We start from the raw sequence: 26419 nt of genomic DNA, 5'->3' as shown, positions 1-26419 counted from the left end.
GCGGTCGGCAGGTCAGGGAATGGGGGTGGCGTCGTCCGGTGAAGACAGCCAGCGGTCGATGATCACCGCAGCAGCCACCGCATCCAGGGCAGCGGCATCACGGCGGCGCTTGCGCCCTTCGGCGCGTTCGACGGCAAACCGGCGCGCGGCTTCGACCGAACTGGAACGCTCGTCGATCATCGCCACCGGCAGTTTGAAACGTTCCCGCAGCTGGCGGGCGAAGCCCTGCGCGCGCTTGCGGTTGGGCTGGTCCTGGCCGTCCAGGGTGAGCGGGTCGCCCACCACCAGGCCGTCCGGGCTCCACTCCTTGATCAGGCGTTCCACCGCGCCCCAGTCCGGGCCACTGCCGTGCACGTCGATCACCGCCACCGCGCGCCCATGCGCGGCGAAGGCACTGCCGATGGCCACGCCGATCCGGCGCGAGCCCACGTCGAAGCCGAGCACGGTGCCGTCGCGGCGGATGGCCGCCGGCTCAGACATGGCCGCTGTAATCGGTCAGCCGGAACAGGTCCACGCCGATGCGCGCGGCAGCTCCCTGCCAGCGCTGCTCGTACGGGGTGCGGAACAGCAGGTCGGCGTCGGCCGGCACGGTCAGCCAGCTGTTGTCGGCCAGTTCGCCTTCCAGCTGGCCTTCGCCCCAGCCGGCGCAGCCCAGGGTGACCAGCGCATTGGCCGGCCCCTCACCGCGCGCCATCGCTTCCAGGATGTCGCGCGAGGTGGTCAGGTACACGCCTTCGCCGACCAGCAGGCTGGACTCCCACGGACGCGCATCGTCGTGGATGACGAAGCCACGTTCGGGGTGCACCGGGCCGCCGTTAAGCACGGGCCGCTGGCGCAGTTCGTCGTCATCCGTGGTGATGTCCATCTGCGCCAGGACTTCACCGATGGTGTAGTCCGAGGGCTGGTTGACCAGCACGCCCATGGAACCGTTCTGGTCGTGCTGGCAGATCAGCGCGACGCTGCGGGCGAAGGGCTCGTCGGCCAAGGAGGGCAGCGCGACCAGCAGGTGATGGGCAAGGGAAGTCGAAATCTCGGACATGGCTGCATTCTAACCGCTGGGCCGTGTGCAGGCGCGTGAGACGGTAGGATGGCGGCCACCGAGCAAGGAGCCTGCGATGTCCCCCAGCACGACGCTGCCCCCATCCACCCGAAGTGCCATTGTGTTGATCGCCCTGCTGCAGGGCCTGCTGTTGTATCTGGCGCAGCAGCTCGACGGAAGCTGGCCGCTGCAGGACGTCGGATCGCGCTATCGCTGGTATGCGTGGGTGCTCAGCGTGCCCAGCGCCATCGCGCTGACCGTGGTGGACCTGCGTGACCGCCGGCTGTGGCTGCACGCGTTGCTGGCATCGGTGGTGGTACTGGGGCTGGCCAGCTGGATCGGCTGGAACCTGGAAGGAGAACCCGGCCTGCGATCGGAACCGCTGCGCATGCCGTTCTCGCTGGCGATGGCGATCGCCACCTTCATCAGCCTGCCGTGGTGGCAGCACCGCCTGCAGCACGGCCACTGGCGCGCCAGCTACGATGCGCTGTTCGAACGCGCCTGGCAGAACGGCCTGACCCTGGCGCTGGCGCTGCTGTTCACCGGCCTGACCTGGTTGCTGCTGTGGTTGTGGGCGTCCCTGTTCGGCCTGCTGAAGATCACGTTCTTCACCGAATTGTTCCGCGAAGATGCCTTCATCGCGTTGGCCACCGGCACCCTGGCCGGCTTCGGCATCCTGATCGGGCGCACGCAGCAACGCGCCATCCAGATCACCCGCCAGGTGCTGTTCGCGGTGTGCCGGGGGCTGCTGCCGTTGCTGTCCTTCATCACCGTCATCTTCACCCTGAGCCTGCCGTTCACCGGGCTGCAGCCGCTGTGGGAGACCCGGTCGGCCGCCTCGCTGCTGCTGGTGCTGGCGCTGCTGCTGGTCACCTTCACCAACGCGGTGTACCAGCATGACAACGACCAGCCGCCCTACCCGCGCTGGCTGCGCCGGCTGGTGGAAGCCAGCCTGCTGGCGCTGCCGGTGCTGTCCGCGCTGGCGCTGTACGCGGTGTGGCTGCGCATCGGCCAGTACGGCTGGACCCTGGAGCGTTTCTGGGCATTGCTGATCGCGGTGCTGGTGACCGGCTATGCGCTCGGTTATGCACTGGCCCCGTTCGGCCGCGGGCGCTGGCTGCAGCGGTTGGAGCCGGCCAACCGGATCATGTGCTGGGGGGTGCTGGGCGCGGCGCTGCTGGCCAGTTCGCCGCTGTTGGACCCGGTACGGATCACCGTCGCCAGCCAGCAGGCACGCCTGCTGGCCAACCCTGATGGCATCACCACGGCGGACGCGATGATGCTGCGCTTCGACCTCGGCCGGCGGGGCGTGGCGACACTGCGCGACCTGCAGCAGGATCCCCGTTTTACTGCCGATGCGCGGGCGGCCAGCGTGGCCACCCAGGCCCTGGCGCGCACGGCGTACTGGGGCGGCGGGGAGCAGGTGATCGACGATGGCATCCGCGACCTGGTCGCACTGCGCAAGCGGCTGGTGCTGGCCGAAGGCTCCGCCACGCCCCCGGACAGCTGGTGGGACGCGATGGTGGCGCGCAAGGTGGAAGCAGGCGGCTGCCTGGAGGCCGACGCGCGCTGCCTGGTCACCACCCGTGATTTCGATGGCGATGGTCAGGCCGACGTGCTGCTGTGCGGTCTCATCGCACGCTCCGGTGCTTACTGCCAGCTGCACGCATCTGGTGCGGCCGGCTGGTGGACGGTGGGCTCCTATGCGTTCCTGCGCGAGAAAACCGACACGCAGGCCGCCGCCATCGAGGCGGCCCTGCGCGGTGGCCGGTTGACGCTGAAAGCGCCGCGCTGGCCGGAACTGGTAGTGGAAGGCAGCGCCCCGTCCAGTATCGGCAACCTGGCCAAAGAACCTGGGAAAGCACCATGAGCGGATACTGCAGCATCGCCCCGGGCCACCCGGTCCACGGGCATTACCACGACCACGAATACGGCTTCCCGCAGCGCGCAGAAGCCGAGCTGTTCGAACGCCTGTTGCTGGAAATCAACCAGGCCGGGCTGAGCTGGGAAACCATCCTGAAGAAGCGCGAGGGCTTCCGCCGCGCTTACGACGGCTTCGACGTGGACACCGTGGCGGCCTACGCACAGCCGGATATCGACCGCCTGCTGGGCGACGCAGGCATCATCCGCAACCGGCTGAAAGTGCTGGCCGCCATCCACAATGCGCAGGTCATCCAGGGCCTGCGCGCCAGCCACGGCGGCTTCGTGGAATGGCTGGACGCGCACCACCCGCTGGACAAGGCCGGCTGGGTGAAGCTGTTCAAGAAGACCTTCCGGTTCACCGGCGGGGAGATCACCGGCGAATTCCTGATGAGCCTGGGCTACCTGAAAGGCGCCCACGCCGACGACTGCGCGGTGCAGAAGCGGATCCTGAAACTGAAACCGGCCTGGTCCCAACCGTCGCGTTGACCAACGGGGATGACGGCCAGCGGCCGTCACTACCCGGCGCCGCGACCCACCCGGTAGCGCCGAGCCATGCTCGGCGGCCTTTCGCCCCGGCGCGGCGATCCACCCGGTAGCGACGGCCGCTGGCCGTCAGGTTTCTCGCATCGATCGTTGCGTCAAACGCCCATGTACCGGCCCGGGCGATGGTTGAACATCAACACCAGGCTCAGCACCACCGCGCCGATGGCCGAGTACATCACCTGGATCGGCGACAGCACGCTGAATGCCACGAGCATCAGCATCGCATCGAAGCTCATCTGCACCTTGCCGGCACTCCAGCCACGCGTGCGTTGCAGGTACACCGCCAGGATGCCGATGCCGCCCAGGCTGGCGCGGTGGCGGATGAAGAACAGGATGCCCAGGCCGGCCAGCGCACCGCCCACCAGCGCCGAATACAGCGGCGCGATATGCGCGAAATCCGCCCAACGTGGCAGCAGGTCGGTCAGGATGCCGCAGGCGGTGACCGCCGCGAAGGTCTTCAGGGTGAACTCCCAGCCCATCCGGCGCACGCCCACCCAATAGAACGGCAGGTTGACCAGCACGAACACCAGGCCGAAGTTCCAGCCGGCGGCGTAGTGGATCAGGAAGGCCAGCCCGGCCATGCCGCCGATCATCAGCCCGCCCTTGGCGAAGATGGCCAGGCCGAGCGAGGCCACCAGCGTGGCCAGCACCATGCCCTGCACGTCTTCGGCATGGGAATGGCGCAGCGCGCGGTCGTCCTGCGGGGTGCCGGCGATATCCGGCGGCGGCGTCAGCGGGCCAGCGGTGACAAGGTGGCCGTCAGCGTCGTCGCACGGCGCGGGGCCATGGGATTGGAGGGACATGAGCGTGGGGTGTCGCGGTGGGGAGTCGTATTAGACACGATCCCGATGACAGTTGCAGGTGAAATCATTCACGGTCGTGACGGCAGGGGGGGTAGTGACGGCCGCTGGCCGTCAATCCCTGAAGCTGACGGCCAGCGGCCGTCACTACCGTCAATCCTTGGTGACGCGGTTGATCTCGGCCAGGCTGGTCACGCCCTTGCTCGCCTTCACCAGCGCCGACTGGCGCAGGTCGTTCACCCCGATCGCCTGGGCGGCTTCGGCGATCTGCAGCGCATTGCCACCGGCCAGGATGATCGTGGAAATCTCATCGGTCATCGGCATCACCTGGTAGATACCGGTACGGCCCTTGTAGCCTTCGGTGCATTCATCGCAGCCAACGGCTTCATACAGCTCGATTCCCGCATCCAGCTGGGCCTGGGTGAAGCCTTCGGCCAGCAGCGCGTGGGCCGGCAGTTCGGTGCGGCGCTTGCAGTTGTTGCACAGCCGGCGCGCCAGGCGCTGGGCGATCACCAGCGTCACCGAACTGGTGATGTTGTACGGCGCGATGCCCATGTTCATCAGGCGCGCGATGGTCTGCGGTGCATCGTTGGTATGCAGCGTGGACAGCACCATGTGGCCCGTCTGCGCGGCCTTGATCGCGATCTCGGCGGTTTCCAGGTCGCGGATTTCGCCGACCATGATGATGTCCGGATCCTGGCGCAGGAACGAACGCAGTGCCGCAGCGAAGGTCATGCCGCGCTTGTTGTTCTGCTGCACCTGGTTGACGCCGGGCAGGCGGATTTCCACCGGGTCTTCGGCGGTGGAGATATTGCGGGTTTCATCGTTCAGGATGCCCAGCGCGGTATATAGCGAAACCGTCTTGCCCGAACCGGTCGGGCCGGTCACCAGCACCATGCCGTAGGGCTTGTGGATGGCGTCCTTGAACAGCTTCTCCTGGTCCGGTTCGTAACCCAGCTTGTCGATGCCCAGCTTGGCCGCACTGCCATCCAGGATACGCAGCACCACCTTTTCACCAAACAGGGTCGGCAGGGTGCTGACGCGGAAGTCGATCTGCTTGGTCTTGCTCAGGTTGAGCTTGATGCGCCCATCCTGCGGCACGCGCTTTTCCGCGATATCCAGCTGCGCCATGACCTTCAGGCGCGCGGCGATGCGCTGGTTCAATTTCACCGGCGCACGCGCCACCATCTTCAGCAGGCCGTCGATGCGCAGGCGCACGCGGTAATCGTCTTCGTAGGGCTCGAAATGGATATCCGAGGCGCCCTTGCGGATCGCATCCACCAGCACCTTGTTGACGAACTTCACCACCGGGGTGTCATCGCCCTTGGCGTCGATACCCGAATCGCCGGCGCTGTTGTCCTCGTCGGTACCGATTTCCAGGTTGGCCATGCCCTCGTCGTCGTCGCCCATCTGCGAGGACATCGAATCGTGGCTGGTCTGCCATTGTTCCAGCGTGCGGCGGATCTGGTCTTCGTCCACCAGGATCGGTTCCACCACCAGGTTGGTGTGGAACTTGATTTCATCCAGGGAATGGGTCGGGTCGCTGGTGCCCACATACAGCTTGCCACCGCGCCTGAACAGCGGCAGCACGTGGTGCTTGCGCAGCAGCTCTTCGCTGACCAGCTTGATCGCGCTCTGGTTGGCATCGAACACGCCGACATCGAACAGCGGCATGCCGAATTCGAGCGAATTGGCCGCGGCCAGCTGGGCGGCGGTGACGACCTTGTTCTGCGCGAACCACTGCGGCAGCGGCAACCGCGCGGCGGTCGCCTTGGCCATCGCATCGCGTGCGCCGGCTTCATCCAGCGCCCCGTCCTGGACCAGCCGACGGGCAATACCGGTGATACCGACGAGATTTGCGGTGGCGACTGCGTTCATGCGGTTCCTCATTGTGTGCCGCCCGGCGCATCCCGCCCCGTACAGCTGCATATTGGTCCGCTGCTGGCTCCCCCTGCAGCAGGCTCCATCTTACCCTGAGACCGCCGATTTCACCGCGCCCGCCGTAGTGTCGAGCCTGCTCGACAACCCTCCTCCCCCGTCCCCTCCCCGTAGTGTCGAGCTTGCTCGACACCCACCCGGTCGCCACCTCCGCTACCGGGAGGGTCCCTTCACAGAACCGGCACCTGATCCCCGAATGGCGTCGGGCGTGGTTCGGACCTCTGATTCATCAACCATGGAACCGACCAACGCGCTGCCTAGCCCACCATGCGAAGGCCTGCGCGGCACGCCCAGTTCCAGATTCACGCCTCCCTCAAACAACCTCCACCCGAAACCGTAGACCGAGCGCCCGCATCACGCCCAGGACGGTGTCGAGATACAAAGGGCGCCTGCCGTTCAATTGGCGCCGCAGGATGGCCTCGCTCAGTACGCACGCCCGCGCGGCATGGTGGATGCCATGCAATTCGCACGCCAGCAGCAATAAACGCGCGAGGGCGGCTTCGTCGTAATCGGGCGTGCGCAGGTAGTTATCCACCTGCTCCGCCGTCACAGCGGCGCGCGGGTTGGTGACGCGGGTGCTGTCATGCTCGTACGTCGTCATTCCTGCCTCCACATGGCGTCGGCCGATGCGCGCACAAGGTTCCGCCCGGAGACGATCAGACCCTCCACCATCAGGTTGCTGAAGCCCCCTTCGGCCTGCACATCCTGTTTGCCCAGATGCACCGAATGCAGTATCTCCAGGATCGATGCCAACGCCTGCAGGTTGCGAATGGGTACCGCGACCAGTGCGGCGCGTTGGGGTTCTTCATTGCCGTCGTCATCCGTCGGCGCGGCATCATTTTCGATGTCTGAAACCAGACGCAACGGCACGACGACATGCTCGTTGGTGCGCGAGTTTTCGAACGCTTCCAGCCGCCGCTCGAGGCGCTCGATAAACTGCGGGGGGAAGTCGAGCATCTTGTCGCCCATCAGGGCGTACAGCCGCTTGGCGGCAAGGGGGTAATGCGGTTCCATCGGCGTACCTCGCAAGGCTGGAGGCCACCTGCGCCGAAGCGTCAGGTGGCGGGCGATGCGGGTTGGCATACCGGTTGAACTTAGGAAAAAGACCGGCGGATCAGGGATCCCCCACATCGCCCGCCATGAAACCGGCAAGCGATGCAGTGCATTCTCCGCCGTGCCCAAAGGGCAAAACAGAGCCAAATCCTAAGTTCTTAGCAGGATGCCAATCCCGGCTGACGCTCTTCGTCGCCAGCGTGTCCATACCATCAGCCACAAGCCCTTGCGTACATGGGCGAAACTGCAAAAGCGACGGCCGCCAGGCCCGGCGCTCAGCACGGCGGCCGGACCCATCTCGAACTCGTTCCGCGTGCTCGCACCGAAGCAAAGCCACGCCCACCGCGACACGCACGCTCCCGTAGTGTCGAGCTTGCTCGACACCTACCTGCTCTGCGGTAGTGACGGCCGCTGGCCGTCAGCACCTACCCGGGTGGGTGACGACCGTTGGTCGTCACGCCTTTGCCTTTGCCTTTTGCCCTTGCCGCTGCGCTCGCCGAGCACGGCTCGGCGCTACCGCTCCTGCCTTCCCAGCGCTGCCATATAAGTCAGCAATCTCAACCGCCCGCTGGCCCGCGCATCAGTCCCCAGCGAGTTCCAATAGCGATCCGACAAAGCCCGTGCCAGCGCCGTATCGCCACTGGCCCACGCCGCGTGCTGCATCGCCCCGAACAGGTAATAACCCGATCGCGCATCGGCCAGCAGCCCAACACTGTGCGGGCCTTCCAGCAGTCGCTGGCCGCTTGCGAGAACCTGCGCGTGGTCATCCGTGGCCGCCGCAGACACCAGCGCCAGCGCATCGATGACCGTAGGATCGCGCAGCGGACACGGGCGCCACGTCGGCCGCACCCACAGCGCCTCGCGCTCGGCAGGTGCCAGGAACGGTACCGTTTCACCAGCCAGGAAGAACACCAGCCCGGCCGTTTCCAGCGGGGTGATTTCCAGCTCACAGCGCTCACCTAGTAAGCGCAGCGCATCGGCCAACGCATGATCGCCACCGCCTGGCAGGTCCGCCCCGTGCTGCAGCCGCTGCGACAACAGATAGGCGGTACTGCGACGTTGCAGCACCTGCAGGTTCAGCTGGGCGCCCTCCGCCGGGGGTGCGCGCGGCTCCGGCCCGCCCCATGCGCGGGTGAGCGGCCAGGGCGCCGTCATGATCGATTCCACGTCCCCCACATACCCCTGCTGGAAGCGAGCGATGGGTGCGCGCAGGGTCAGGATCGGGTGGTAATCGGAATGCCGCGGCGAGGGATAAAGTGCCGGGTAAGCACGCAGCGCGGCATCCCCCATTGCGTAGGTATCCCGCAGGTCATCCAGGCCGTGCACACCCACCCGCGCCAGCTCCGCACGCAGCGCCGGATGTTCGAACACACCCGCATTGAGTTCGGGCAGTTTTCCCTTCGGCGTGGCCACGATGATCAGGTCTGAATCGTTGGCCAGGTAAGCACGCACATCGCTGAAATGATCGACCAGCCCGTCCAGTACGGAAGACACCAATTCCGGTGTGATTTCGTACAACTGCAACCATTGCACGAACAGGCCGCCGTCGTTGAGCTGGCCCGGCACGAACGCGTAGAACTCATCGCTGAACAACGACGCGGTGCCGCCCACCCACGGATTGGAGGGCTCGGAAATGATCAGGTCGTAGCGGCGCCCGCTGCCGGCGAAATGTGCCTTGGCGTCGTCGATGACGATGTGCGAACGCGGATCGTCGTAGGCGCGGCTCACGCGGTCGCCGAACAGACGCGCGCCCTCCACCATCGCCGGTTCGATCTCCACCGTATCCACCTGGCCGACGCGCGGATCGCCAAGCAGGGTATGCGTGGTCAGCCCGGAACCGAAACCGATCACCCCCACCCGCTCGAAGCCATGGCCAAGCGCCAGCGGCAGCGCGCCGAGCAGCACCATGGTGGACTCATCACCGCTGGGCTCCTGGTCCACGCTGACCGTCATGCCCGCATCCACCTTGCCGTTGGTGGCGATGGAGCGCACGGGCCCGGCCCCGCGGTCGGTCTCGAACACCGACACCGTGGCGGTCTGCCCGTCCTTGAAGAACAGCATCTTCGCGCTGTCATGCAAGCGCGCACCGCCATGCCGATAGACCGAAGAACTTAGCACCAGCGGATCAAAGCGCACCAGCGCCACCGCCGCGATTACGCCGGCAATTCCAAGGCCCATAGCGAGCGCGGCGCCACGGTAGCTGACGACCGGCTCCCGATCGGTGGCAACTTGATCCTGCTGGGTGGCAACCTGCTCTTGGTGGCTGGCGACCCGCGACTCTCGGTGGGTGGCTACCCCCTGCCCATGGTGGGTGGCGACCGTTGGTCGCCACGCTCTTGATCCTGCCCCTACCCCCACAACCCCACCCGGCCACAACAACCACACCCCCAACCCCACATCGACCACCGCCGCCACCAGCAGCGCGTACTTCAGCCCCAACATCGGCATCAGCACATGTACCGCCGCCAGCACACCGACAATCGCGCCCACCGTATTGAACGCATACACCTGGCCGATGACCTTCTCGCCGCGCCCCTGCCGCAACAGCGCCAGCGTCAACAACGGCAGCGTCATGCCCGCAAAGAACGCCGCCGGAAACATCACCAGCACCGCAATCACCGCACTGGCCACGCTGTACAACCCGTAGCCTTCAGCACTTCGCACGATGACGCGCATCAGCCAGCCGACCCACTCGAACGCCTGTGCGTACACGAACATTGACGCCAAGGCGGCCAGCCCCATCAGCACCTGCACCCACCCGGCTGCCCGCAGCGGCGAGGCCATGCGGTCGGCGCGATGGCGCAGCCACAGCCCACCAAACGCAATGCCGGCAATGAACGCAGCGAGCATCAACTCAAACGAATGCAACGTGGTGCCCAGCGCAAGCGACAGCATGCGCACCCAGGTGATTTCGTAGACGAACGAGCTGGCGCCGGTAAGCAGCGCAATGCAGAGCACTGCGGCAACTGTGCGATCCGCGCGACCTGGTCCACCCGGAACTGTTGGATCCTCAGACGGACCGCCACCCGGCTCACCCGCGCGCGCCAGCGGGTAGATGAGCACCGCCACCAGCACATTGAGCGCCCCGGCCACCATCACCGCGCCCGGCAGCCCGAGCGCCGGCAACAACAGATACGTGGATGCCAGCGCGCCTGCCGCCGCGCCGATGCTGTTGGCGAAGTACAGACCGGCCAGCACTTCCCCCTGCGCCTGTGGCTGCACCCGCAGGTAACCTGCGCTCATCAGCGGGAAGGTGGCCCCGAGCAGGATGCATTGCGGCAGGACCAGCACCGTGGCCAGCCCCCAGCGCAATGCCGTGGCGCCCTGCCCTTCAAGGCCGGGCAGCAGGTGCGCGTAGGCCCAGCCGGTGACGCCCTGGAAGATCCCGTCGAAGGCGAGGCCGAGCAGCCCGATCAGCAGTTCAATGGCCGCGTAGGCCAACAGCGGGTAGCGCCAGTTGGTGCTGCGGCGGCTGGCCCACCATGCGCCGATGGCCATGCCGCCCATGAAGAGCATCAGGACCAGGGATTGAGCGTAGGACGAATGACCGAGGAACAGGCCGAGGTACTGGCTCCACAGGGACTGGTAGATCAGGCCTGCGAAGCCGGAGAGGATGAAGATGGGGAGGAGCCAGAAGGCTCTGGTTCGCTGGTGATCCAATGCTTCCCTCGCTGTGTCGGCGCCTGCTTACGGACCCAGTTTACTCAATGGGCCAGCACCATCAGCCACGTGGACATGTTGGATCCTACGCGCGCTACCCAATGAACCATCCAAGAAATAATGCAGCCGCGGGTCCACCAATTTCTCAAATAATAAAAAAGGGCCCTGCATGGCAGGACCCTTCTTCAATCGATGACCTGCAGCAAAAGCTGCAGGATCAATCAATTAGCCGCGGCATTCAGCCGGAACGTACTTGTCGTCGGAGGCGCTCGTGCACTCCCAAGACACGCCGGTCGCTGCTTCGGTCGGAGCGAACACCAAGGTGATGGTGCCAGCGCTGGTGCCGGTAGCAACAGCAGCAGTCAGGGTGCCTTCGTCGCAGGTCAGGGTCGTCATGTTGACGGTGCCGACATTGACGCCAGCGCAATCATCAGCGGCGCCCGAGGCAATGTTTTCACCGACGGTCGCCTTGGCGCCGCTGGCAATGACCGCACCTTCCGACACCTTGGCGCGGGTGGTGTAGTCCTGGTAAGCCGGCAGAGCGATGGCGGCCAGGATGGCGATGATCGCAACGACGATCATCAGTTCGATCAGGGTAAAGCCCTTCTGGTTCTTCATTTTGTACATCCCCAAGGAATTAGGTGGTGTGGAAAGGAACTGCTGCCGGAGCCGGTGGTCCCACCGGTTGAGCGGGCCGCAGCACCTTGCAGGAAAAGACTAAGCAGGTTGCGTGCCAACTTCCCCGGCACGCCCTCCTCATCTCCCCGGCGGCAATAATGCCAGCATTCCTTCGATTGTGAAGCCCTGATTCCGGGTTCTGCGATGGGCCCAGCAATGTGACGCAGTGCGTCACCTTTGGCCCATGAGGACCTCCCGACTGCGTCACCCCACCAGCGGACTGCCCAGGAGGTCAGGAATCCGCTAGCATCTGCGGCTAGATGCCTGCTGGGGATGGCAGGCCGGGGAGCTCAAAATGTCAGCAAGTCGCAGTGCGATTAGAAAAGAGCCCGTAGTGCGCAACACTATGGAGCTGACGCCGTTTGTCTGGGAGGGGACCGACAAGCGTGGCGTCAAGATGAAGGGCGAGCAGCTGTCTAAGAATGCCAACCTGCTCAAGGCAGACCTGCGACGCCAAGGCATCACACCCAAGGTAGTAAAGCCGAAAAGCAAGCCACTGTTCGGTCAGGCTGGCAAACCGGTGTCTCCCAAGGACATCGCCTTCTTCAGTCGCCAGATGGCGACGATGATGAAGTCCGGTGTACCCATCGTGTCGGCATTGGAGATCATCGGCGGCGGACACAAGAACCCCCGCATGAAAAAGATGGTCGACACCATCCGGGCCGATATCGAAGGCGGCTCGTCGTTGCATGAGGCGATCAGTCGCCACCCCGTGCAGTTCGATGAGCTCTACAGGAACTTGGTGCGCGCGGGTGAAGGGGCCGGCGTACTGGAAACCGTGCTGGATACGGTCGCAAACTACAAGGAAAACATTGAGGCGCTGAAGGGCAAGATCAAGAAGGCGCTTTTCTATCCGGCCATGGTCGTGGCGGTTGCGTTGATCGTCTCGGCGATTCTCTTGATCTTTGTCGTGCCGCAGTTTGAGGACGTCTTCAAAGGGTTCGGTGCCGAGCTCCCTGCATTCACCCAGATGATCGTGAATCTTTCTCGATTCATGGTCGCCTGGTGGTGGCTGATCCTCATCGTCGTCGCTGGCGCTGCCGTCGGCTTTGTCATGGCCTATAAACGATCGCCGCGGATGCAGCACGGCATGGATCGTTTCATCCTGAAAGTACCGGTGATCGGCCAGATCATGCACAACAGCTCGATCGCGCGCTTCGCCCGCACTACGGCGGTGACCTTCAAGGCCGGTGTGCCATTGGTGGAAGCACTCGGTATCGTCGCCGGCGCCACCGGCAACAAGGTGTACGAAGAGGCCGTGCTGCGCATGCGTGACGACGTGTCAGTCGGCTACCCGGTCAACATGGCGATGAAGCAGGTCAACATCTTCCCGCACATGGTGGTGCAGATGACCAGCATCGGCGAAGAAGCCGGCGCCCTGGATACCATGCTGTTCAAGGTGGCCGAGTACTTCGAGCAGGAAGTGAACAATGCCGTCGATGCGCTGAGCAGCCTGCTGGAACCATTGATCATGGTCTTCATTGGCGTGGTCGTTGGCGGTATGGTGATCGGTATGTACCTGCCTATCTTCAAACTCGGCGCGGTGGTTGGATAACAAATGGCATTTCTAGACCAGCATCCGGTCCTCGGCTACCCCGCCGCGGCCGGCCTGGGGTTGCTGCTCGGCAGCTTCCTCAACGTCGTCATCCTGCGCCTGCCCAAGCGGCTGGAATGGCAGTGGAAGCGCGACGCGCACGAGGTGCTGGAGCAGGAGGACATCTACGAGCCGCCGCCGCCTGGCATCGTGGTGGAGCCTTCGCACTGCCCGCACTGCAAGCACAAGCTGTCGTGGTACGAGAACATCCCGCTGTTCAGCTGGGTGGTCCAAGGTGGAAAGTGCCGCCATTGCAAGGCCCCGATCTCCATCCAATACCCGCTGGTGGAGCTGCTGACTGCCGTGCTGGTGCTCGCCAGCGTGTGGCAGTTCGGCTTCGGCTGGCAGGGCTTTGGCGCGATCGTGCTGTCCTGCTTCCTGGTGGCGTTGTCGGGCATCGACATGCGCACCCAGCTGCTGCCGGACCAATTGACCCTGCCTTTGATGTGGCTGGGGTTGATCGGCGCAGTCGACAATCTGTACATGCCGGCCAAGCCTGCCCTGCTGGGCGCGCTGGTGGGCTATCTGTCGCTGTGGTCGGTGTGGTGGATCTTCAAACAGCTGACCGGCAAGGAAGGCATGGGCCACGGCGATTTCAAGCTGCTGGCCGCGCTGGGCGCGTGGTGCGGGCTGAAAGGCGTGCTGCCGATCATCCTGCTGTCGTCGGTGGTGGGCGCCGTGGTGGGCTCGATCTGGCTGTACAGCCGGGGCCGTGACCGCGCTACGCCGATTCCCTTCGGCCCGTACCTGGCCATCGCCGGCTGGCTGGTCTTCATGTGGGGCGAGCCGTTGATCGACGGCTATCTGAGATACGCCGGCCTGCGATGAGCCGGTTCGTCGTCGGCCTGACCGGGGGCATCGCCTCCGGCAAGAGCGAGGTGACCCGGCGCTTCGAGGCGCTGCGGGTGACCGTCGCCGATGCCGACCTGGCTGCGCGTGCGGTGGTGGCACCGGGAAGCCCGGCGCTGGCGATGATTTCCAAGCGATTCGGGCCCGGCATGCTGCTGGGCGATGGCGCACTGGACCGCGCGCGGCTGCGTGCCCACGTGTTTGCCGATGTAGCGGAACGCAAGGCACTGGAAGCGATCACCCACCCTGCGATTCGCGAGCTGCTGCGCACGCAATGCGAGCAGGCGAAAGGACCCTATGCGATGGCCGCGATCCCGCTGCTGACCGAAGCGGGCGGGCGTGCGGCCTACGGCTGGCTGGACCGGATCCTGGTGGTGGACGCGCCGGAGGCCCTGCAGCTTGCCCGGCTGATGCAGCGCGATGGCAATGATGCGGTGCTGGCGCAGCGGATGATCGATGCGCAGGCCACGCGGGCACAGCGGTTGGCGTTGGCCGATGACGTGGTGGCCAATGAGGGTCACCCGGATGCGCTGCAGGCGCAGGTGGAGCGGTTGCATGGGGCTTATTTGAAGCTGGCGCTGGCCGGCCAGTAACCGGCCGCGCCGCACGTTGGACCGGGCCTCAATCGACCGCCTGCATGCGTCCGATGACGCGCACGACGGAATCGATCTGCGCCCTTATCGCGAGTTCTCGATCACCAAGCTCACCGGGCTGGAAAATCAACTCCTCGAAACTACGGTCGCTGCAGTGGAAGGCGTTGAGGCAGAGTTCCAGCATCACCTCTCCGCCAGGTTGGCAGGCCTCTCCCATTCTGCACGCAACAACCGACATGACCGCCAAGGCGTCATTTGGCTTGACCACCGTGCCAAGGTGGCGGGTGAAGCCGGCACTGTCTTCGCTGCCCAACAGGGCATGCAGGGCGCGCCCATCGGCCTCCCGCAATGCGCGCTCCCACGCGGCCGCAAGACGCTCCGGCCTGCCTTCGCCCGACGACCGGAACGCCGCCATCGCCTGCGCAGGTACGTCCCCTCGCGTTGCGGCGGCATCGAGCCAGAGCGCGGCCGCCTCTGCAGGAACGCGCTGCCCACCATCCAGTGACTGGCATTGTTGGAGACGAAATTGTGCAGCCCCGACGAGCAGCGCGCGTTCTTCTGCAGTCGTGAGATTCGCTGCCATGTTGCGCGCGCTTCGCAGATAGTCGTCCGTTGGGCTCGCAAGCGCTGGAAAGCATCGCTGGTACGCTTGGCCGAGCTCACGCTGGGCAATCGCATTGCCTTGGTCAGCCTGCCACTGCAGGGCTGAAAGGTCTGCTGACTGCTGGCTGCGCCAGAACGCGGTAGCCCGGGATTCGGCCACGGGAGTCGGGCCGTCCACTGCCTGCGTTTCATGCGCCGGTTCGGATACGGCTTTCGTCGGAGGTGATTCGACTGCGTTCAGCGAAGGCGTTCTGGAAGAAGGTTCTTCGTGGTGTAAGCGCCATGCAACAGCACCTGATGCTATTACACAGGCCAGTGCCACGGTTGCTGATTTCCAGCGCATCCCGCCTCCTGTTTCAGTGCCCTTGGCCTAAAGCGTACGGCAGGCGTGCTCGCTGTGCGAGCTGGTGAAAAACCGACGGTAGCGCCGAGCCGTGCTCGGCGAGCGCAGCGGCAGGATGCTGACGGCCAGCGGCCGTCACTACCAAATCAAAGGCGTGACGACCAACGGTCGTCACCCACCAAGGGAAGGCGCTGACGGCCAGCGGCCGTCACTACCGATTTCCGGGTCAGCCGAGCAGCTTCGGGGCGAAGGTCAGGGTGGCCACTACGCCGCGGTCGCCGCCGGGGCGCACGCTTACCTGCCAGCCGTACAGGTCGCACAGGCGGCTGACGATCGACAGGCCGATGCCGCCGCCCTGCGAGTGGCCGGCATGCGTGCCGCGGTAGCCGCGCTGGAACAGTTTGGCGGCGTCTTCTTCGCTCAGGCCGGGGCCGCTGTCGGCCACCGATACGGCATTGTTGCCGACGTTCACCCGCACTTCGCCGTCCTGCGAATACTTCACCGCATTGCCGATCAGATTGCCCAACGCCACCGACAACGCGGATTCCGGCGCGTCCACGATCACGTCGCGGGCGCCTTCCAGGGTCAGCGTGATCGGCTTGCCGCCCAGCTGCGCACGGTGCGAATCGAGCAGCTGTTCGGCCACCCGCGCCACGTTGCTGGTGCCCTGCCCGCGCTCGTTGCGCGACAACAGCAGCAACGCACCGATCAGATCGCTGCACTGCTGTTCGGCACGCTGGATGCGCTGCAGGCGCTGCAGTACTTTTTCGTCCAGCCCGGGCCGGGTCAGCAGCAGTTCGGTGGCGCCGCGGATCACCGCCAGCGGGGTGCGCAGCTCATGGCTGACGTCGGCGTTGAACTCACGGTCGCGCTGCACCACTTCGGTCAGCCGCGACGAATAATCATCCAGCGCCTGCGCCAGCTGGCCGACTTCATCGTCCGGGAAGCGCGGGGCCAGCGGTTCGGGATCACTGGTGCCGCCACGGTAGGCCCGCAGCCGCTTGGCCAGGTCCGAAACCGGCTTCATCACCTTCGATGCCGACCACCAGCCCAGCACCAGCGACAGCAGGCTGAACACCAGCACCGACAGGAACAGCGCGCGGTTGAGCTGCGTCTCCCCGCGCAGGCTTTCGGTCATGTCATAGGCAAGAAAGAACCACGCCTGGGGCGTCTTTCGCACGGCGAGCTTGTACGAATACGGCTGGCCGCGATCATCGGTGCCACTGACGCTGTGGATGCCGTCGGTGAATTCGTACCAGTCGGGTTCTTCCTGGCGCAGCGCTTCGAAGCGGTCCGGCTTGACCAGCCGGGCGAACATCTGCTGCACGGGAAGATCGGGATTACGACTGGAATCAGACGCGAAACGCCGCGCATATTCGTCGATATTTCGGTTCATCACGTCTTCGACGAGCTGGTTCTCCACCCGCATGCGCGCCCAGTTGGTGGCGAACGCAAACAGCGTGGTCAGGCAGAAGCCCAACAGCACGAAGGACACGATGATGCGGCTGCGCAGCCGGCGACGATAAGGTCCGCGCCGGCGTGCCCGCCTGGGTGCTGCGTTTTCAGGCATCCGGCGCGGCGATCCGGTAACCGATGCCATGGCGGGTCTGGATCATCGGCACGTCGAACGGCTTGTCCACCACCGCACGCAGCCCGTGGATATGCACGCGCAGCGAATCCGAATCCGGCAGTTCCTCGCCCCATACGCGGGTTTCCAGCTCCTGGCGGGTCACCACGGCCGGGGAGGCTTCCATCAGCGCCTGCAGGATCTTCAGCGCGGTCGGGTTGAGCTGCAGCAGCTTGCCCTGGCGGCGCACTTCCAGCGTATCCAGGTTGTATTCCAGGTCGCCGGTTTCCAGCACGCGGGTCTGCACGCCCTTGCCGCGGCGCGAAAGCGCATTCAGGCGCACTTCCACTTCCTGCAGCGCGAACGGCTTGATCAGGTAGTCGTCGGCACCGGAATCGAAACCGGCCAGCTTGTTGTCCAGCGAATCACGCGCGGTCAGCATGAGCACCGGGGTCTGCTTGCGCGCTTCGTTGCGCAACTTGCGACAGACTTCGATGCCGTCCATGCCGGGCAGGTTGAGGTCCAGCACGATGGCGTCGAACTCGTGCACCACGGCCAGGTGCAGGCCGGTCACGCCGTCGGCGGCGAAGTCCACCGTGTGGCCGCGGTCCTCGAGGTAGTCGCCGAGGTTGGCGGCAATATCACTGTTGTCTTCGATGACGAGAATTCGCACTGGGACCTCTGTTTCATGATGGGGTGCCGGGGTCGGCGTGGCCGCAACCCGCAGATTGCGACCCGGGGGCTGTTGCCGGCTGACGCCAACCATACAGACCCGGGCATTAACATTTCACACGAAACCGCGCGCAGGTAGCGTCAAGGTCACCGATTGGTGTGCTGGAAGCGACGCAGGCCTTCCTTGGAATCTTCCTGCATCTTGCGACGCTGGGCCACGGTCAGGCACACCCGCTCCGGCCGGTTGCTGCCGGTGGCGCGCTCGCGGCGGCAGACCATGCGGCTGTCCGCATGGGCCCGGCTGAGGATGGTGTTGACCACCGCTTGGTCATTCAGGATGTCGGTCTGGGCCTGCGGGGTGGTCTGCTCGACGCTGTCGTGGTTGCCGAGCCGGGTGCGGATGCGGTTGATCGCCGCGCTGACCTTGCTCTTGTCTTCCAGGCTCACTTCGCTGTAGTGCTCGCTGTACAGCGCGCGCTCCACACCGGCCAACTGCTCCTGGGCGGACACCTTCACGTTGAGCTGGACCGGTGCCCGGGTATTGCCGGCCGCCGATTCGGACTGCACATAGGCCTGGGCTGACAGGCTGGTCAAGCCGAGGGCGATGGCAAGGGCCACCGTGTGACGCGTTTTCATGCGGGTCTCCCCTTGAAAGAACCCTGACTGTAAGAGTCATGTGAGGAAGGAATCAAGGGAGGAAAGTACCGCCGACGATACATCCGAAGCCGCAGGCGCAGGAGCGTCTCCTGCGCCTGATCGGGCGCCTTCCCCGCCGCGTCTTACAGCGTGCTGGCCTTCGGATTGACTCGGTTGTAGTTACGCAGCACGTCGCTGCTGTTTTCACGCGCCTCACGACGCTGGGCCACGGTCATGCAGACATTGGTATGACGGTTGCTGCCGGTCAGCCGCTCGCGCTGGCACACCATCCGGCTGTCCGCATGGGCGCGGGTCAGGATGGTATTGATGACTTCCTGATCATTGAAGATCGCCGTACGGGCTTCCGGATTGGCCTGCTCCACGGTCTCGTGCGCGCCCAGGTTGTCGCGGATGCGCGCGATGGCGGCGCTGACCTTGCTCTTGTCCTCAACGCCGATCTCGCTGTACTGCTCGCTGTGCAGCGCCCCTTCCACGCGGGCCAGCTGCTGGGCGACGGACTCCTCGACATCCAGCTGCACCAGCGCGGAATCGCGAGCGGGCTTGGAATCAATCTTGGCGTGGGCGACACCGGCCATGCCGAACGCGACGGCGAGTGCTGCTATCAGAACTGACTTCATCTGTGCTTCCTCCATGAACGAAACCCAACTGTACGAGCGATGGGCGGGTCGATCAAGCGAGGCGCTGGCGTGGTGGCGCGATCCATAAAAAAGACCCGGACGTCTCCGTCCGGGTCTGAAGTTTCATATCCCGATACCGATCCTGCTGATGAGGCAGAGCTGCGGTTCGGTGGACGATACGACAGGGCCGATTAAAGGGTCGTTAAATCGGCGTCTCACGCACAAAGAGAAACGTTATTTTCACATCTTTCAACGACTTACGATCTTCTCAACGTGCTGGATGATGCGCCCGGCGATATCAACCTTGCACGCCCCCTCCACCCCTTCCAGGCCCGGGGTGGAGTTCACTTCCAGCACCAGCGGACCGCGCGCCGAGCGGATCAGGTCCACCCCGGCCACGCTCAGCCCGAGGGCCTTGGCCGATCTCACCGCGACCTGCGCCTCGGCACGACTGGCCTTGGCCGGCTGCGCGGTGCCACCGGCATGCAGGTTGGAACGGAAGTCGCCTTCCGGCGCTTGGCGCTGCATGGCCGCCACCACGTGGTCGCCGACCACCAGGCAGCGCAGGTCGGCGCCCTGTGCTTCGCCGATGAACTCCTGCATCAGGAAGTTGGCATACAAACCGCGCAGGGCGTCGACGATGCCGCGCGAGGCACTGGCCTTCTCGGTCAGGATGACGCCCCTGCCCTGCGTGCCCTCGTTGAGCTTCACCACGTGCGGCGGCGGGCCCAGCATGGACAGCAGGTCGACGGTGTCATCCGGGTTGTCGCCGAACACGGTGATCGGCATGTCGATGCCCTTGGCTGCCAGCAACTGGTGCGCGCGCAGCTTGTCGCGCGAACGCAGGATGGCGTCGGACGGATTCGGGGTACGCGCGCCCATCAGCTCGAACTGGCGCAGCACGGCGGTGCCGTAGCGGGTCACCGAGGCCCCGATGCGCGGAATCACCGCATCCACCCCGGTCATCGGCCGCCCCTTGTAATGCATGCTGAAACCGTCGGCGGCGATGCGCATGTAGCAGCGCAACGGATCGAGCACGCGCACCGTGTGGCCCCGGCTGCGCGCGGCCTCCACCAGGCGGCGGGTGGAGTACAGCTTGCTGTTGCGCGAAAGGATGGCGAGTTTCATCGGGGCCGGGCCGTGCGGAAGCGCGAAGCATAGCGCGCGGCACGTAAAAGGGGACGGAGGGGATTAAGTCGTATCCGGCAGCATGGCCGTTAACGACTTAATCCCCTCCGTCCCCTTTTTTCATGCGATGGAGCGGGTGAAGGGAATCGAACCCTCGTCAGTAGCTTGGGAAGCTACAGCTCTACCATTGAGCTACACCCGCAATGCAGGGCGACAGTGTAGGCGGCGGGCCATGGAAAGCGCAATCCGCCGTGGTGCGGGAGGTGACGACCAACGGTCGTCACTACCCATTGCGATGACGGCCAGCGGCCGTCACTACCCCACCGTCAGAACGCGCCGCTGAAGCTGGCGAAGATCGAGGTGTCCATCGCCTTCTTCTGCATCGTGGTCGCGCTCAGGCCGATGTTGCTCTGCAGGCCGAACAGTTCCATGCGCGCACCCAGGATGGCGGTCGCGTAGTCCTTGTCGAACTTCAGGCCCGGCACGCGGTAGCTGCCCACGCCCGGCAGGCTCTGCAGGAAGGCGCTGCCGTCCTGGCGGTCTTCGAACTCATGGTCGTAGGTGACCTGCACGTACGGCTTGATGCTGCCGCCGTCCAGGCGTGCCTGCCAACCGAGGCGGCCGACGGTGGAATCGGCGTCCTGGTCGCTATAGCCCAGTGCGGTGCTGCTCGGATTGCTTTCCAGATAGCCGTCCAGCTTGACCTTCTGCCAGATCACCGCGGCCACCGGACCGTGGCGGAAGCTGCCTTCCTGGCCGAACTCGTAGCCGGCGTTCAGTGCGGCGGTCAGGTTGCTGCCTTCCGGCGAGCCTTTGTGTTCGCGGGTGGCCGGGCCGAGGTGCACCTTGCGGGTGACGTCGTAGTCCAGCCAGCTGTAGCTGACCTGGCCATTGACCCAGGCGCGTTCGCCATACCAGCCGGCGAACAGGCCCACGGTGGTGTCGGACTGGGTGAAGTCGCCCTGGCTGTTGCCGAAATCGGCATCCATCCGGCCATAGCCGGCGAAGCCGCCAACGACCATGCCGTCGCGCGCCCAATCAATGCCGAACAGGCCGGCTGGGGCCAGGCCGTCGTACAGATCGGCGTGGTCGTAACGCTGCATGTCGCCACGCACGCCACCCCACCACGACAGGCCATCGGCCGGGGCGCCGCCCAGGTGCAGGCTGACCTGGTCGGCGCGCGAGCGGCCGATGGTCTGTGCCGAGTGGGTCAGCACCTGCTGCAGGCGCGGGGCTTCCAGTACTGAAACGGCGTACTGGCCGAGCATCTGGTGGGTGGCCGCGGAGGGATGCACGCCATCGGCGAACACATAGGCGGTAGCGGCATCGGGGGCGACCAGGCTGGTCGGGTTGCAGGTCACCGACGAGGCCGAGGTGCAGGCCATGTCGGTGACGTTGCGGAAGCCGTAGTTGGTCGGGCTGGCGACGATCTCGCGCAGGATGGTGAAGGTGTCCAGCGGGATGAACTCGATGCCCGCCTGGGTCAGGCCGCCATACAACGCATTGTTGTAGGCCGTTGCCACGGCGGTGTACTGCGCCATGGCCGCCGGGCCGCCGGCGCGGGCCATCGGGGTCAGGCCGATGTCCGGCAGGTTCGGCACCATCACGTACTTGGCGCCAGCGGCCTGCAGGCTGCCGACGATGCCGATCTGGTTGGTCACCGCCGCCCCGATCACCGCCGGCGCCTGGGCCGGATTGGTGATGCCGAACAGATCGTTGGGACCGCCCCACACGGTGTACAGGGCGTTGCCATCGGCCTTGCCGCCATTGGCCGCCAGGTAACGGGCCGCCTGGGTCTTCAGTGACGGGGTCGGGCCGAGCGCGCCGACCAGGTCGGTGGCCACGGTGGCGCCGCCGGCCGCATAGTTGTCACCGCTCTGGCCATTGCCGTTCGGGGTGGCGTTGGTGCCGTAGTAGTCGGCCACGTGTTCGGCCCATACCCAGGCCGGGTTGGTGGTGAACTTGCCGGTCACCGGCTGCACCGAAGGCGGCAACAGCGGACGGAAGTAGCCGCTGTCGGTCAGGCTGTCGCCAAAGAACACCGTGCGGTTGAAAGCCGGATCGGCGGCCATCGCCGGCAGCGCGGCAAGCGCGAGCGCCGCAGCGATCAGGGTGCGGACGGGACGTTTGCTGGACAACATGGGGAACTCCTGTGGGATCAAGCGCCGGCAATACGCCAGCGCACGGTGCAATGGTTTCATCAGCGCAGGCAAAGTCACGCTGCGCCGCGGCATGCATTGTCGCCTGGAGTCCCTTGAACAACACACTTGAGCGATGGATGACAGACCGAACCTGCCTGCCATGGCCGTATCAGCGACAATAGCGACATGAACATCCAGCTCAATGGCCAATCCCGCACCCTGCCCCCCGGCGCCACCGTCCACGACCTGCTGCAGCACGAGCAGCTGCTCGAACGTCGCGTCGCGGTGGAAGTGAACAGCGAGATCATCACCCGCAGCCTGCATGCCACCCATCTGCTGGCCGACGGCGATGTGGTGGAGATCGTGCACGCGCTGGGCGGTGGTTGACGCCTGCCGTCGGGTAGCGTCGAGCCATGCTCGGCGAGCGCAGCGGCGGGCTGAAGCGTGACGACCAACGGTCGCTACCCACCACAACAGAAGCAGACGGCCAGCGGCCGTCACCACCGGGCGCGTCAACGCCCTCGCGCGGCGAGCCCCGGCGCCGGTTACCCCATGCGATAATCGCGTCATGAACCATCACGCCCCCTCTGATTCGCTGGTCATCGCCGGCAAGACCTACGCCTCGCGCCTGCTCACCGGCACCGGCAAGTTCAAGGATCTGGAAGAAACCCGCGCGGCCACCGAAGCCGCCGGCGCGCAGATCGTCACCGTCGCCATCCGCCGCACGAACATCGGCCAGAACCCGGGCGAACCGAACCTGCTGGACGTGCTGCCGCCGGACCGCTTCACCATCCTGCCCAACACCGCCGGCTGCTATACCGCCGAAGACGCGGTGCGCACCTGCCGGCTGGCGCGTGAACTGCTCGATGGCCACAACCTGACCAAGCTGGAAGTACTCGGCGACCAGAAGTCGCTGTATCCGGACGTGGTCGCCACGCTGAAGGCTGCCGAGATGCTGGTGAAAGACGGCTTCGAAGTGATGGTCTACACCTCCGACGACCCGATCCTGGCCAAGCGCCTTGAAGAGATCGGCTGCGCGGCGGTCATGCCGCTGGCCGCACCGATCGGTTCCGGGCTGGGCATCCAGAACAAGTACAACCTGCTGCAGATCATCGAAGACGCCAAGGTGCCGATCATCGTGGACGCCGGCGTGGGTACGGCCTCCGATGCGGCCATCGCGATGGAGCTGGGCTGCGATGGCGTGCTGATGAACACCGCAATTGCCGGCGCGCGCCACCCGGTGCTGATGGCCAGCGCGATGCGCAAGGCGGTCGAAGCCGGCCGTGAAGCCTTCCTGGCCGGCCGCATCCCGCGCAAGCGCTATGCCAGCGCCTCTTCCCCCATTGATGGATTGATCGGCTGATGACCGACCCGTTTTCCAGTACCGGCTCCAAGGCCCCGGCCAAGCCGTTCACCGTCCACGAAGGACGCCGCGAGATCCGCAGCTTCGTGCTCCGCCAGGGCCGCTTCACCCCGGCGCAGCAGCGCGCATTCGATGAGCGCTGGCCGCGTTTCGGCCTGGATTTCAGCGGTGAAGTGCGTGATCTTGCCGCAACCTTCGGCCGCGATGCGCACAAGGTGATGGAGATCGGCTTCGGCAATGGCGTGGCGCTGCGCTTCGCTGCCCAGCAGGATCCCAGCCGCGATTACATCGGCATCGAAGTCCACGCTCCCGGTGTGGGCAGGCTGCTGAACGCGCTGGCTGACGACGATGTCGACAACGTGCGGCTGTACCACCACGACGCGGTGGAAGTGCTGGAGAAGGAAATCGCCGACGGTGCGCTGGACGAAGTGCGCATCTATTTCCCGGATCCGTGGCACAAGAAGCGCCACAACAAGCGCCGGCTGCTGCAGCCGGCGTTCGCCGAACTGCTGGTGCGCAAGCTGCGCCCCGGGGGTCGCCTGCACTGCGCCACCGATTGGGAAGACTACGCCGAGCAGATGTGGGACGTGCTCGACGCCACCGCCGGGCTGGTCAACCGGGCCGGTCCGCGCGGGCATGTGCCGCGCCCGGAATGGCGGCCGCAGACCCATTTCGAGACCCGCGGCCAGAAACTCGGCCATGGCGTCTGGGACCTGTTGTACGACCGCACCTGACACCCTGATACCGACCGGATCGCGCCCCCATGGAAACCGCGCTGACGCTGACCACCGATATGAAGCTCGTCCTGGGGCTGGTCGGTTTCACGATGGCGATGTTCCTGTTCGAGCGCATCCGCGCCGACGTGGTCGCGCTGGTGGTGCTGGTGGTGCTGGGCGTCACCGGCCTGATCGCGCCGGAAGAAATCTTTGGTGGGTTCTCCGGTAACGCGGTGATGAGCATCATCGCCACCACCATCCTGGGCGCGGGCCTGGACCGCACCGGCGCACTGAACCGGCTGGCCGCCTGGCTGCTGCGACGCGGCCACGGGGTGGAACAGCGGCTGCTGATCATGACCACGGCGATCGCCGGCTTGAACTCCTCGTTCATGCAGAACCCTTCGGTGATGGCGCTCTATCTGCCGGTGGCCTCGCGGCTGGCCGCGCGCACCGGACTGACCCTGCAGCGCCTGCTGCTGCCGATCGCCGCGGCCATCGTGATGGGCGGTGCGCTGACCATGGTCGGCAACTCGCCGCTGATCCTGCTCAACGATCTGCTGGCTTCGGCCAACAACAACCTGCCTTCGGGCCTGGCCACGATCGAACCGCTGCGGATGTTCGCCCCGCTGCCGATCGGCGTGGCCCTGCTGGTTGCCGCGCTGCTGTACTTCCACTTCTATGGCGACCGCAAGCTGGTGGAAGAGGAAACGCTCGCAAATGACGGGGTGACCCCGGCGCGTACGGAAAGCTACTTCGCCAAGACCTACGGCATCGAAGGCGATGTCTTCGAACTGGTGGTTACGGCCGAAAGCCCGATGGTCGGCATGACCTTGGGCGAGGCCGAAACCCTGCACGATGCGCCGCTGCTGCTGGCGCTCAAGACCGGCAACGACACCCGCCTGGCGCCGCCGGCGGAGATGCGCATCTGGGTGGGCAGCGTGATCGGGGTGATGGGGTCACGCCAGCTGGTCAGCGATTTCGCGCAGAACCAGTTCCTGCGCATGTCCTCGCGGCTGAAGCACCTGGGCGACCTGTTCAACCCCAGCCGTGCCGGTATTTCCGAAGCGGTGGTGCCGCCGACGTCGGATGTGATCGGCAAGAGCGCGGCCGAACTGCGCCTGCGCAAGGAGCGCGGCCTGAGCCTGCTGGCGATCAACCGCGACAAGCAGGTGATCCGCGAGGACGTGCGCGATGTACAGCTGCGCGCCGGTGACATGCTGGTCTTCCACAGCATCTGGACCGACTTGGCACAGGCCGCGCGCGGCCGCGAGTTCGTCATCGTCACCGACTACCCGAAGGGCGAACAGCGCCCGCACAAGTTCAAGATCGCGATGAGCATCTTCGCGCTGACCATCCTGATCGCGCTGACCTCCAAGCTGCCGGTGGCGCTGACCCTGATGACCGGCGTGGCCGGCATGCTGCTGACCGGCGTGCTGCGCATGGACGAGGCCTACGCATCGATCAACTGGAAGACCATCTTCATGATGGCCGGGCTGATTCCGCTCGGCTGGGCGATGGATTCCAGTGGCGCGGCGGCCTGGGTGGCCGGGCACACCATCGACAAACTGCCCGAAGGCATCCCGCTATGGGTGCTGGAAGTGGCGCTGGCGCTGCTGACCACGGCGTTCTCGCTGGTGATCAGCCACGTGGGGGCGACCATCGTGATGGTGCCGATCGCGGTGAACCTGGCGCTGGCCGCCGGCGGCAATCCCACCGCCTTCGCATTGATCGTGGCGCTGTCGGCGTCCAACAACCTGATGACCGCCTCCAATCCGGTGATTTCGATGATCACCGGCCCGGCCAATTACACCCCGCGTGAGCTGTGGCGGGTCGGCGCACCGTTGTCGCTGGTCTATACGATGGTGGTGGTAGCGATGATCAACATCATGTTCTGAGGCAGCGGTGATGACGGCCTGCCCCGGCGGGTGACGACCGTTGGTCG

General features: G+C 65.4%; 24 protein-coding genes and 1 tRNA gene. 9 read left to right on the top strand and 16 right to left on the bottom strand.

Annotation, left to right across the window (positions count from 1 at the left end):
* Positions 1-12 precede the first annotated feature (12 nt).
* Entirely contained in the window at positions 13-480 is a 468-nt protein-coding gene (gene ruvX, locus IFT63_RS01585; protein ID WP_042614628.1) for a Holliday junction resolvase RuvX, read from the bottom strand.
* Complete coding sequence (locus IFT63_RS01580; RefSeq protein ID WP_192083056.1) at positions 473-1039, bottom strand: YqgE/AlgH family protein; 567 nt, start codon at positions 1037-1039, stop codon at positions 473-475. Before IFT63_RS01580 ends, ruvX begins: the two co-directional genes overlap by 8 nt.
* A gap of 76 nt (positions 1040-1115) precedes the next feature.
* On the opposite strand from IFT63_RS01580, the gene IFT63_RS01575 reads away from it, so the two are divergent.
* Positions 1116-2909, top strand: a complete 1794-nt coding sequence (locus IFT63_RS01575; protein ID WP_192083055.1) for a DUF4153 domain-containing protein — start codon at positions 1116-1118, stop codon at positions 2907-2909.
* Positions 2906-3448 carry a DNA-3-methyladenine glycosylase I gene (locus IFT63_RS01570; protein WP_192083054.1) on the top strand — a complete coding sequence of 181 codons (543 nt, stop codon included), beginning with the start codon at positions 2906-2908 and terminating at the stop codon, positions 3446-3448. The genes IFT63_RS01575 and IFT63_RS01570 overlap by 4 nt, the downstream gene beginning before the upstream one ends.
* 152 nt (positions 3449-3600) lie before the next feature.
* Here IFT63_RS01570 and IFT63_RS01565 read toward each other — a convergent pair whose 3' ends face one another.
* The 6 genes from IFT63_RS01565 to IFT63_RS01540 all read right to left on the bottom strand — a co-directional run bounded on the left by IFT63_RS01565 (position 3601) and on the right by IFT63_RS01540 (position 11574).
* The gene (locus tag IFT63_RS01565) at positions 3601-4308 is read right to left on the bottom strand and encodes a YitT family protein (RefSeq protein ID WP_042614624.1); all 708 of its coding nucleotides are present in this window, start codon (positions 4306-4308) and stop codon (positions 3601-3603) included.
* 150 nt (positions 4309-4458) lie between these two features.
* Positions 4459-6183, bottom strand: a complete 1725-nt coding sequence (gene pilB / locus IFT63_RS01560; RefSeq protein ID WP_192083053.1) for a type IV-A pilus assembly ATPase PilB — start codon at positions 6181-6183, stop codon at positions 4459-4461.
* Positions 6184-6556: 373 nt separating this feature from the next.
* Complete coding sequence (locus tag IFT63_RS01555) at positions 6557-6844, bottom strand: hypothetical protein (RefSeq protein ID WP_192083052.1); 288 nt, start codon at positions 6842-6844, stop codon at positions 6557-6559.
* Positions 6841-7257, bottom strand: coding sequence for a hypothetical protein (locus IFT63_RS01550; RefSeq protein ID WP_192083051.1), 417 nt, complete (start codon positions 7255-7257; stop codon positions 6841-6843). The genes IFT63_RS01555 and IFT63_RS01550 overlap by 4 nt, the downstream gene beginning before the upstream one ends.
* A 552-nt stretch (positions 7258-7809) precedes the next feature.
* Positions 7810-10956 carry a fused MFS/spermidine synthase gene (locus IFT63_RS01545; protein ID WP_192083050.1) on the bottom strand — a complete coding sequence of 1049 codons (3147 nt, stop codon included), beginning with the start codon at positions 10954-10956 and terminating at the stop codon, positions 7810-7812.
* A gap of 225 nt (positions 10957-11181) precedes the next feature.
* Positions 11182-11574 (bottom strand): prepilin-type N-terminal cleavage/methylation domain-containing protein, encoded by a 393-nt coding sequence (locus IFT63_RS01540; protein WP_192083049.1) that lies wholly within the window; start codon positions 11572-11574, stop codon positions 11182-11184.
* A gap of 355 nt (positions 11575-11929) precedes the next feature.
* Here IFT63_RS01540 and IFT63_RS01535 point away from each other — a divergent pair, with 355 nt between their 5' ends.
* From IFT63_RS01535 to coaE, 3 genes are read left to right on the top strand one after another with little or no spacing between them, the layout of a single operon-like run.
* Complete coding sequence (locus IFT63_RS01535) at positions 11930-13189, top strand: type II secretion system F family protein (RefSeq protein WP_192083048.1); 1260 nt, start codon at positions 11930-11932, stop codon at positions 13187-13189.
* A gap of 3 nt (positions 13190-13192) precedes the next feature.
* The gene (locus IFT63_RS01530; protein ID WP_192083047.1) at positions 13193-14056 is read left to right on the top strand and encodes an A24 family peptidase; all 864 of its coding nucleotides are present in this window, start codon (positions 13193-13195) and stop codon (positions 14054-14056) included.
* Positions 14053-14670, top strand: a complete 618-nt coding sequence (coaE, locus tag IFT63_RS01525; protein ID WP_192083046.1) for a dephospho-CoA kinase — start codon at positions 14053-14055, stop codon at positions 14668-14670. Before IFT63_RS01530 ends, coaE begins: the two co-directional genes overlap by 4 nt.
* A gap of 28 nt (positions 14671-14698) precedes the next feature.
* Here coaE and IFT63_RS01520 read toward each other — a convergent pair whose 3' ends face one another.
* The 8 genes from IFT63_RS01520 to IFT63_RS01485 all read right to left on the bottom strand — a co-directional run bounded on the left by IFT63_RS01520 (position 14699) and on the right by IFT63_RS01485 (position 22398).
* The gene (locus IFT63_RS01520; RefSeq protein ID WP_192083045.1) at positions 14699-15616 is read right to left on the bottom strand and encodes a hypothetical protein; all 918 of its coding nucleotides are present in this window, start codon (positions 15614-15616) and stop codon (positions 14699-14701) included.
* 226 nt (positions 15617-15842) lie between these two features.
* Positions 15843-17186: a HAMP domain-containing sensor histidine kinase gene (locus IFT63_RS01515; RefSeq protein ID WP_192083044.1), complete on the bottom strand. Its 1344-nt coding sequence runs from the start codon at positions 17184-17186 to the stop codon at positions 15843-15845.
* Positions 17179-17856, bottom strand: a complete 678-nt coding sequence (locus tag IFT63_RS01510) for a response regulator transcription factor (protein ID WP_042614615.1) — start codon at positions 17854-17856, stop codon at positions 17179-17181. The genes IFT63_RS01515 and IFT63_RS01510 overlap by 8 nt, the downstream gene beginning before the upstream one ends.
* 146 nt (positions 17857-18002) lie before the next feature.
* Positions 18003-18491: a hypothetical protein gene (locus tag IFT63_RS01505; RefSeq protein WP_192083043.1), complete on the bottom strand. Its 489-nt coding sequence runs from the start codon at positions 18489-18491 to the stop codon at positions 18003-18005.
* A 143-nt stretch (positions 18492-18634) separates the two neighbouring features.
* Positions 18635-19129 carry a hypothetical protein gene (locus tag IFT63_RS01500; RefSeq protein WP_042614614.1) on the bottom strand — a complete coding sequence of 165 codons (495 nt, stop codon included), beginning with the start codon at positions 19127-19129 and terminating at the stop codon, positions 18635-18637.
* Between the two features lie 249 nt (positions 19130-19378).
* Complete coding sequence (gene rimK, locus IFT63_RS01495) at positions 19379-20257, bottom strand: 30S ribosomal protein S6--L-glutamate ligase (protein ID WP_042614613.1); 879 nt, start codon at positions 20255-20257, stop codon at positions 19379-19381.
* A gap of 128 nt (positions 20258-20385) precedes the next feature.
* Positions 20386-20459 (bottom strand) — tRNA-Gly (locus IFT63_RS01490).
* Positions 20460-20583: 124 nt separating this feature from the next.
* Positions 20584-22398: an autotransporter domain-containing protein gene (locus IFT63_RS01485; protein WP_192083042.1), complete on the bottom strand. Its 1815-nt coding sequence runs from the start codon at positions 22396-22398 to the stop codon at positions 20584-20586.
* 186 nt (positions 22399-22584) lie between these two features.
* Between IFT63_RS01485 and thiS the strand changes: the two genes are divergently transcribed.
* The 4 genes from thiS (at position 22585) to IFT63_RS01465 (ending at position 26372) form a co-directional block, all read left to right on the top strand.
* The gene (thiS, locus tag IFT63_RS01480) at positions 22585-22785 is read left to right on the top strand and encodes a sulfur carrier protein ThiS (RefSeq protein WP_042614611.1); all 201 of its coding nucleotides are present in this window, start codon (positions 22585-22587) and stop codon (positions 22783-22785) included.
* A 181-nt stretch (positions 22786-22966) separates the two neighbouring features.
* Positions 22967-23761 carry a thiazole synthase gene (locus tag IFT63_RS01475; protein WP_101100860.1) on the top strand — a complete coding sequence of 265 codons (795 nt, stop codon included), beginning with the start codon at positions 22967-22969 and terminating at the stop codon, positions 23759-23761.
* On the top strand, positions 23761-24495 hold the full coding sequence (gene trmB, locus IFT63_RS01470; protein WP_192083041.1) for a tRNA (guanosine(46)-N7)-methyltransferase TrmB: 735 nt from the start codon (positions 23761-23763) through the stop codon (positions 24493-24495). The genes IFT63_RS01475 and trmB overlap by 1 nt, the downstream gene beginning before the upstream one ends.
* A 29-nt stretch (positions 24496-24524) precedes the next feature.
* On the top strand, positions 24525-26372 hold the full coding sequence (locus tag IFT63_RS01465) for an SLC13 family permease (RefSeq protein ID WP_192083040.1): 1848 nt from the start codon (positions 24525-24527) through the stop codon (positions 26370-26372).
* The last annotated feature ends 47 nt before the right edge of the window (positions 26373-26419 follow it).

The sequence above is a fragment of the Stenotrophomonas sp. CFBP 13724 genome (assembly GCF_014841975.1).
GTDB lineage: Bacteria > Pseudomonadota > Gammaproteobacteria > Xanthomonadales > Xanthomonadaceae > Stenotrophomonas > Stenotrophomonas lacuserhaii.
Note: the sequence above shows the minus strand (reverse complement) of the source record. Positions and strands in the feature narration are given on the sequence as shown.

Bases quoted from the DNA above. Each gene is read 5' to 3' on its own strand.
- ruvX (WP_042614628.1), bottom strand. From the start codon at position 480: ATGTCTGAGCCGGCGGCCATCCGCCGCGACGGCACCGTGCTCGGCTTC.
- IFT63_RS01580 (WP_192083056.1), bottom strand. From the start codon at position 1,039: ATGTCCGAGATTTCGACTTCCCTTGCCCATCACCTGCTGGTCGCGCTG.
- IFT63_RS01575 (WP_192083055.1), top strand. From the start codon at position 1,116: ATGTCCCCCAGCACGACGCTGCCCCCATCCACCCGAAGTGCCATTGTG.
- IFT63_RS01570 (WP_192083054.1), top strand. From the start codon at position 2,906: ATGAGCGGATACTGCAGCATCGCCCCGGGCCACCCGGTCCACGGGCAT.
- IFT63_RS01565 (WP_042614624.1), bottom strand. From the start codon at position 4,308: ATGTCCCTCCAATCCCATGGCCCCGCGCCGTGCGACGACGCTGACGGC.
- pilB (WP_192083053.1), bottom strand. From the start codon at position 6,183: ATGAACGCAGTCGCCACCGCAAATCTCGTCGGTATCACCGGTATTGCC.
- IFT63_RS01555 (WP_192083052.1), bottom strand. From the start codon at position 6,844: ATGACGACGTACGAGCATGACAGCACCCGCGTCACCAACCCGCGCGCC.
- IFT63_RS01550 (WP_192083051.1), bottom strand. From the start codon at position 7,257: ATGGAACCGCATTACCCCCTTGCCGCCAAGCGGCTGTACGCCCTGATG.
- IFT63_RS01540 (WP_192083049.1), bottom strand. From the start codon at position 11,574: ATGAAGAACCAGAAGGGCTTTACCCTGATCGAACTGATGATCGTCGTT.
- IFT63_RS01535 (WP_192083048.1), top strand. From the start codon at position 11,930: ATGTCAGCAAGTCGCAGTGCGATTAGAAAAGAGCCCGTAGTGCGCAAC.
- IFT63_RS01530 (WP_192083047.1), top strand. From the start codon at position 13,193: ATGGCATTTCTAGACCAGCATCCGGTCCTCGGCTACCCCGCCGCGGCC.
- coaE (WP_192083046.1), top strand. From the start codon at position 14,053: ATGAGCCGGTTCGTCGTCGGCCTGACCGGGGGCATCGCCTCCGGCAAG.
- IFT63_RS01520 (WP_192083045.1), bottom strand. From the start codon at position 15,616: ATGCGCTGGAAATCAGCAACCGTGGCACTGGCCTGTGTAATAGCATCA.
- IFT63_RS01515 (WP_192083044.1), bottom strand. From the start codon at position 17,186: ATGCCTGAAAACGCAGCACCCAGGCGGGCACGCCGGCGCGGACCTTAT.
- IFT63_RS01505 (WP_192083043.1), bottom strand. From the start codon at position 18,491: ATGAAAACGCGTCACACGGTGGCCCTTGCCATCGCCCTCGGCTTGACC.
- IFT63_RS01500 (WP_042614614.1), bottom strand. From the start codon at position 19,129: ATGAAGTCAGTTCTGATAGCAGCACTCGCCGTCGCGTTCGGCATGGCC.
- rimK (WP_042614613.1), bottom strand. From the start codon at position 20,257: ATGAAACTCGCCATCCTTTCGCGCAACAGCAAGCTGTACTCCACCCGC.
- IFT63_RS01485 (WP_192083042.1), bottom strand. From the start codon at position 22,398: ATGTTGTCCAGCAAACGTCCCGTCCGCACCCTGATCGCTGCGGCGCTC.
- thiS (WP_042614611.1), top strand. From the start codon at position 22,585: ATGAACATCCAGCTCAATGGCCAATCCCGCACCCTGCCCCCCGGCGCC.
- IFT63_RS01475 (WP_101100860.1), top strand. From the start codon at position 22,967: ATGAACCATCACGCCCCCTCTGATTCGCTGGTCATCGCCGGCAAGACC.
- trmB (WP_192083041.1), top strand. From the start codon at position 23,761: ATGACCGACCCGTTTTCCAGTACCGGCTCCAAGGCCCCGGCCAAGCCG.
- IFT63_RS01465 (WP_192083040.1), top strand. From the start codon at position 24,525: ATGGAAACCGCGCTGACGCTGACCACCGATATGAAGCTCGTCCTGGGG.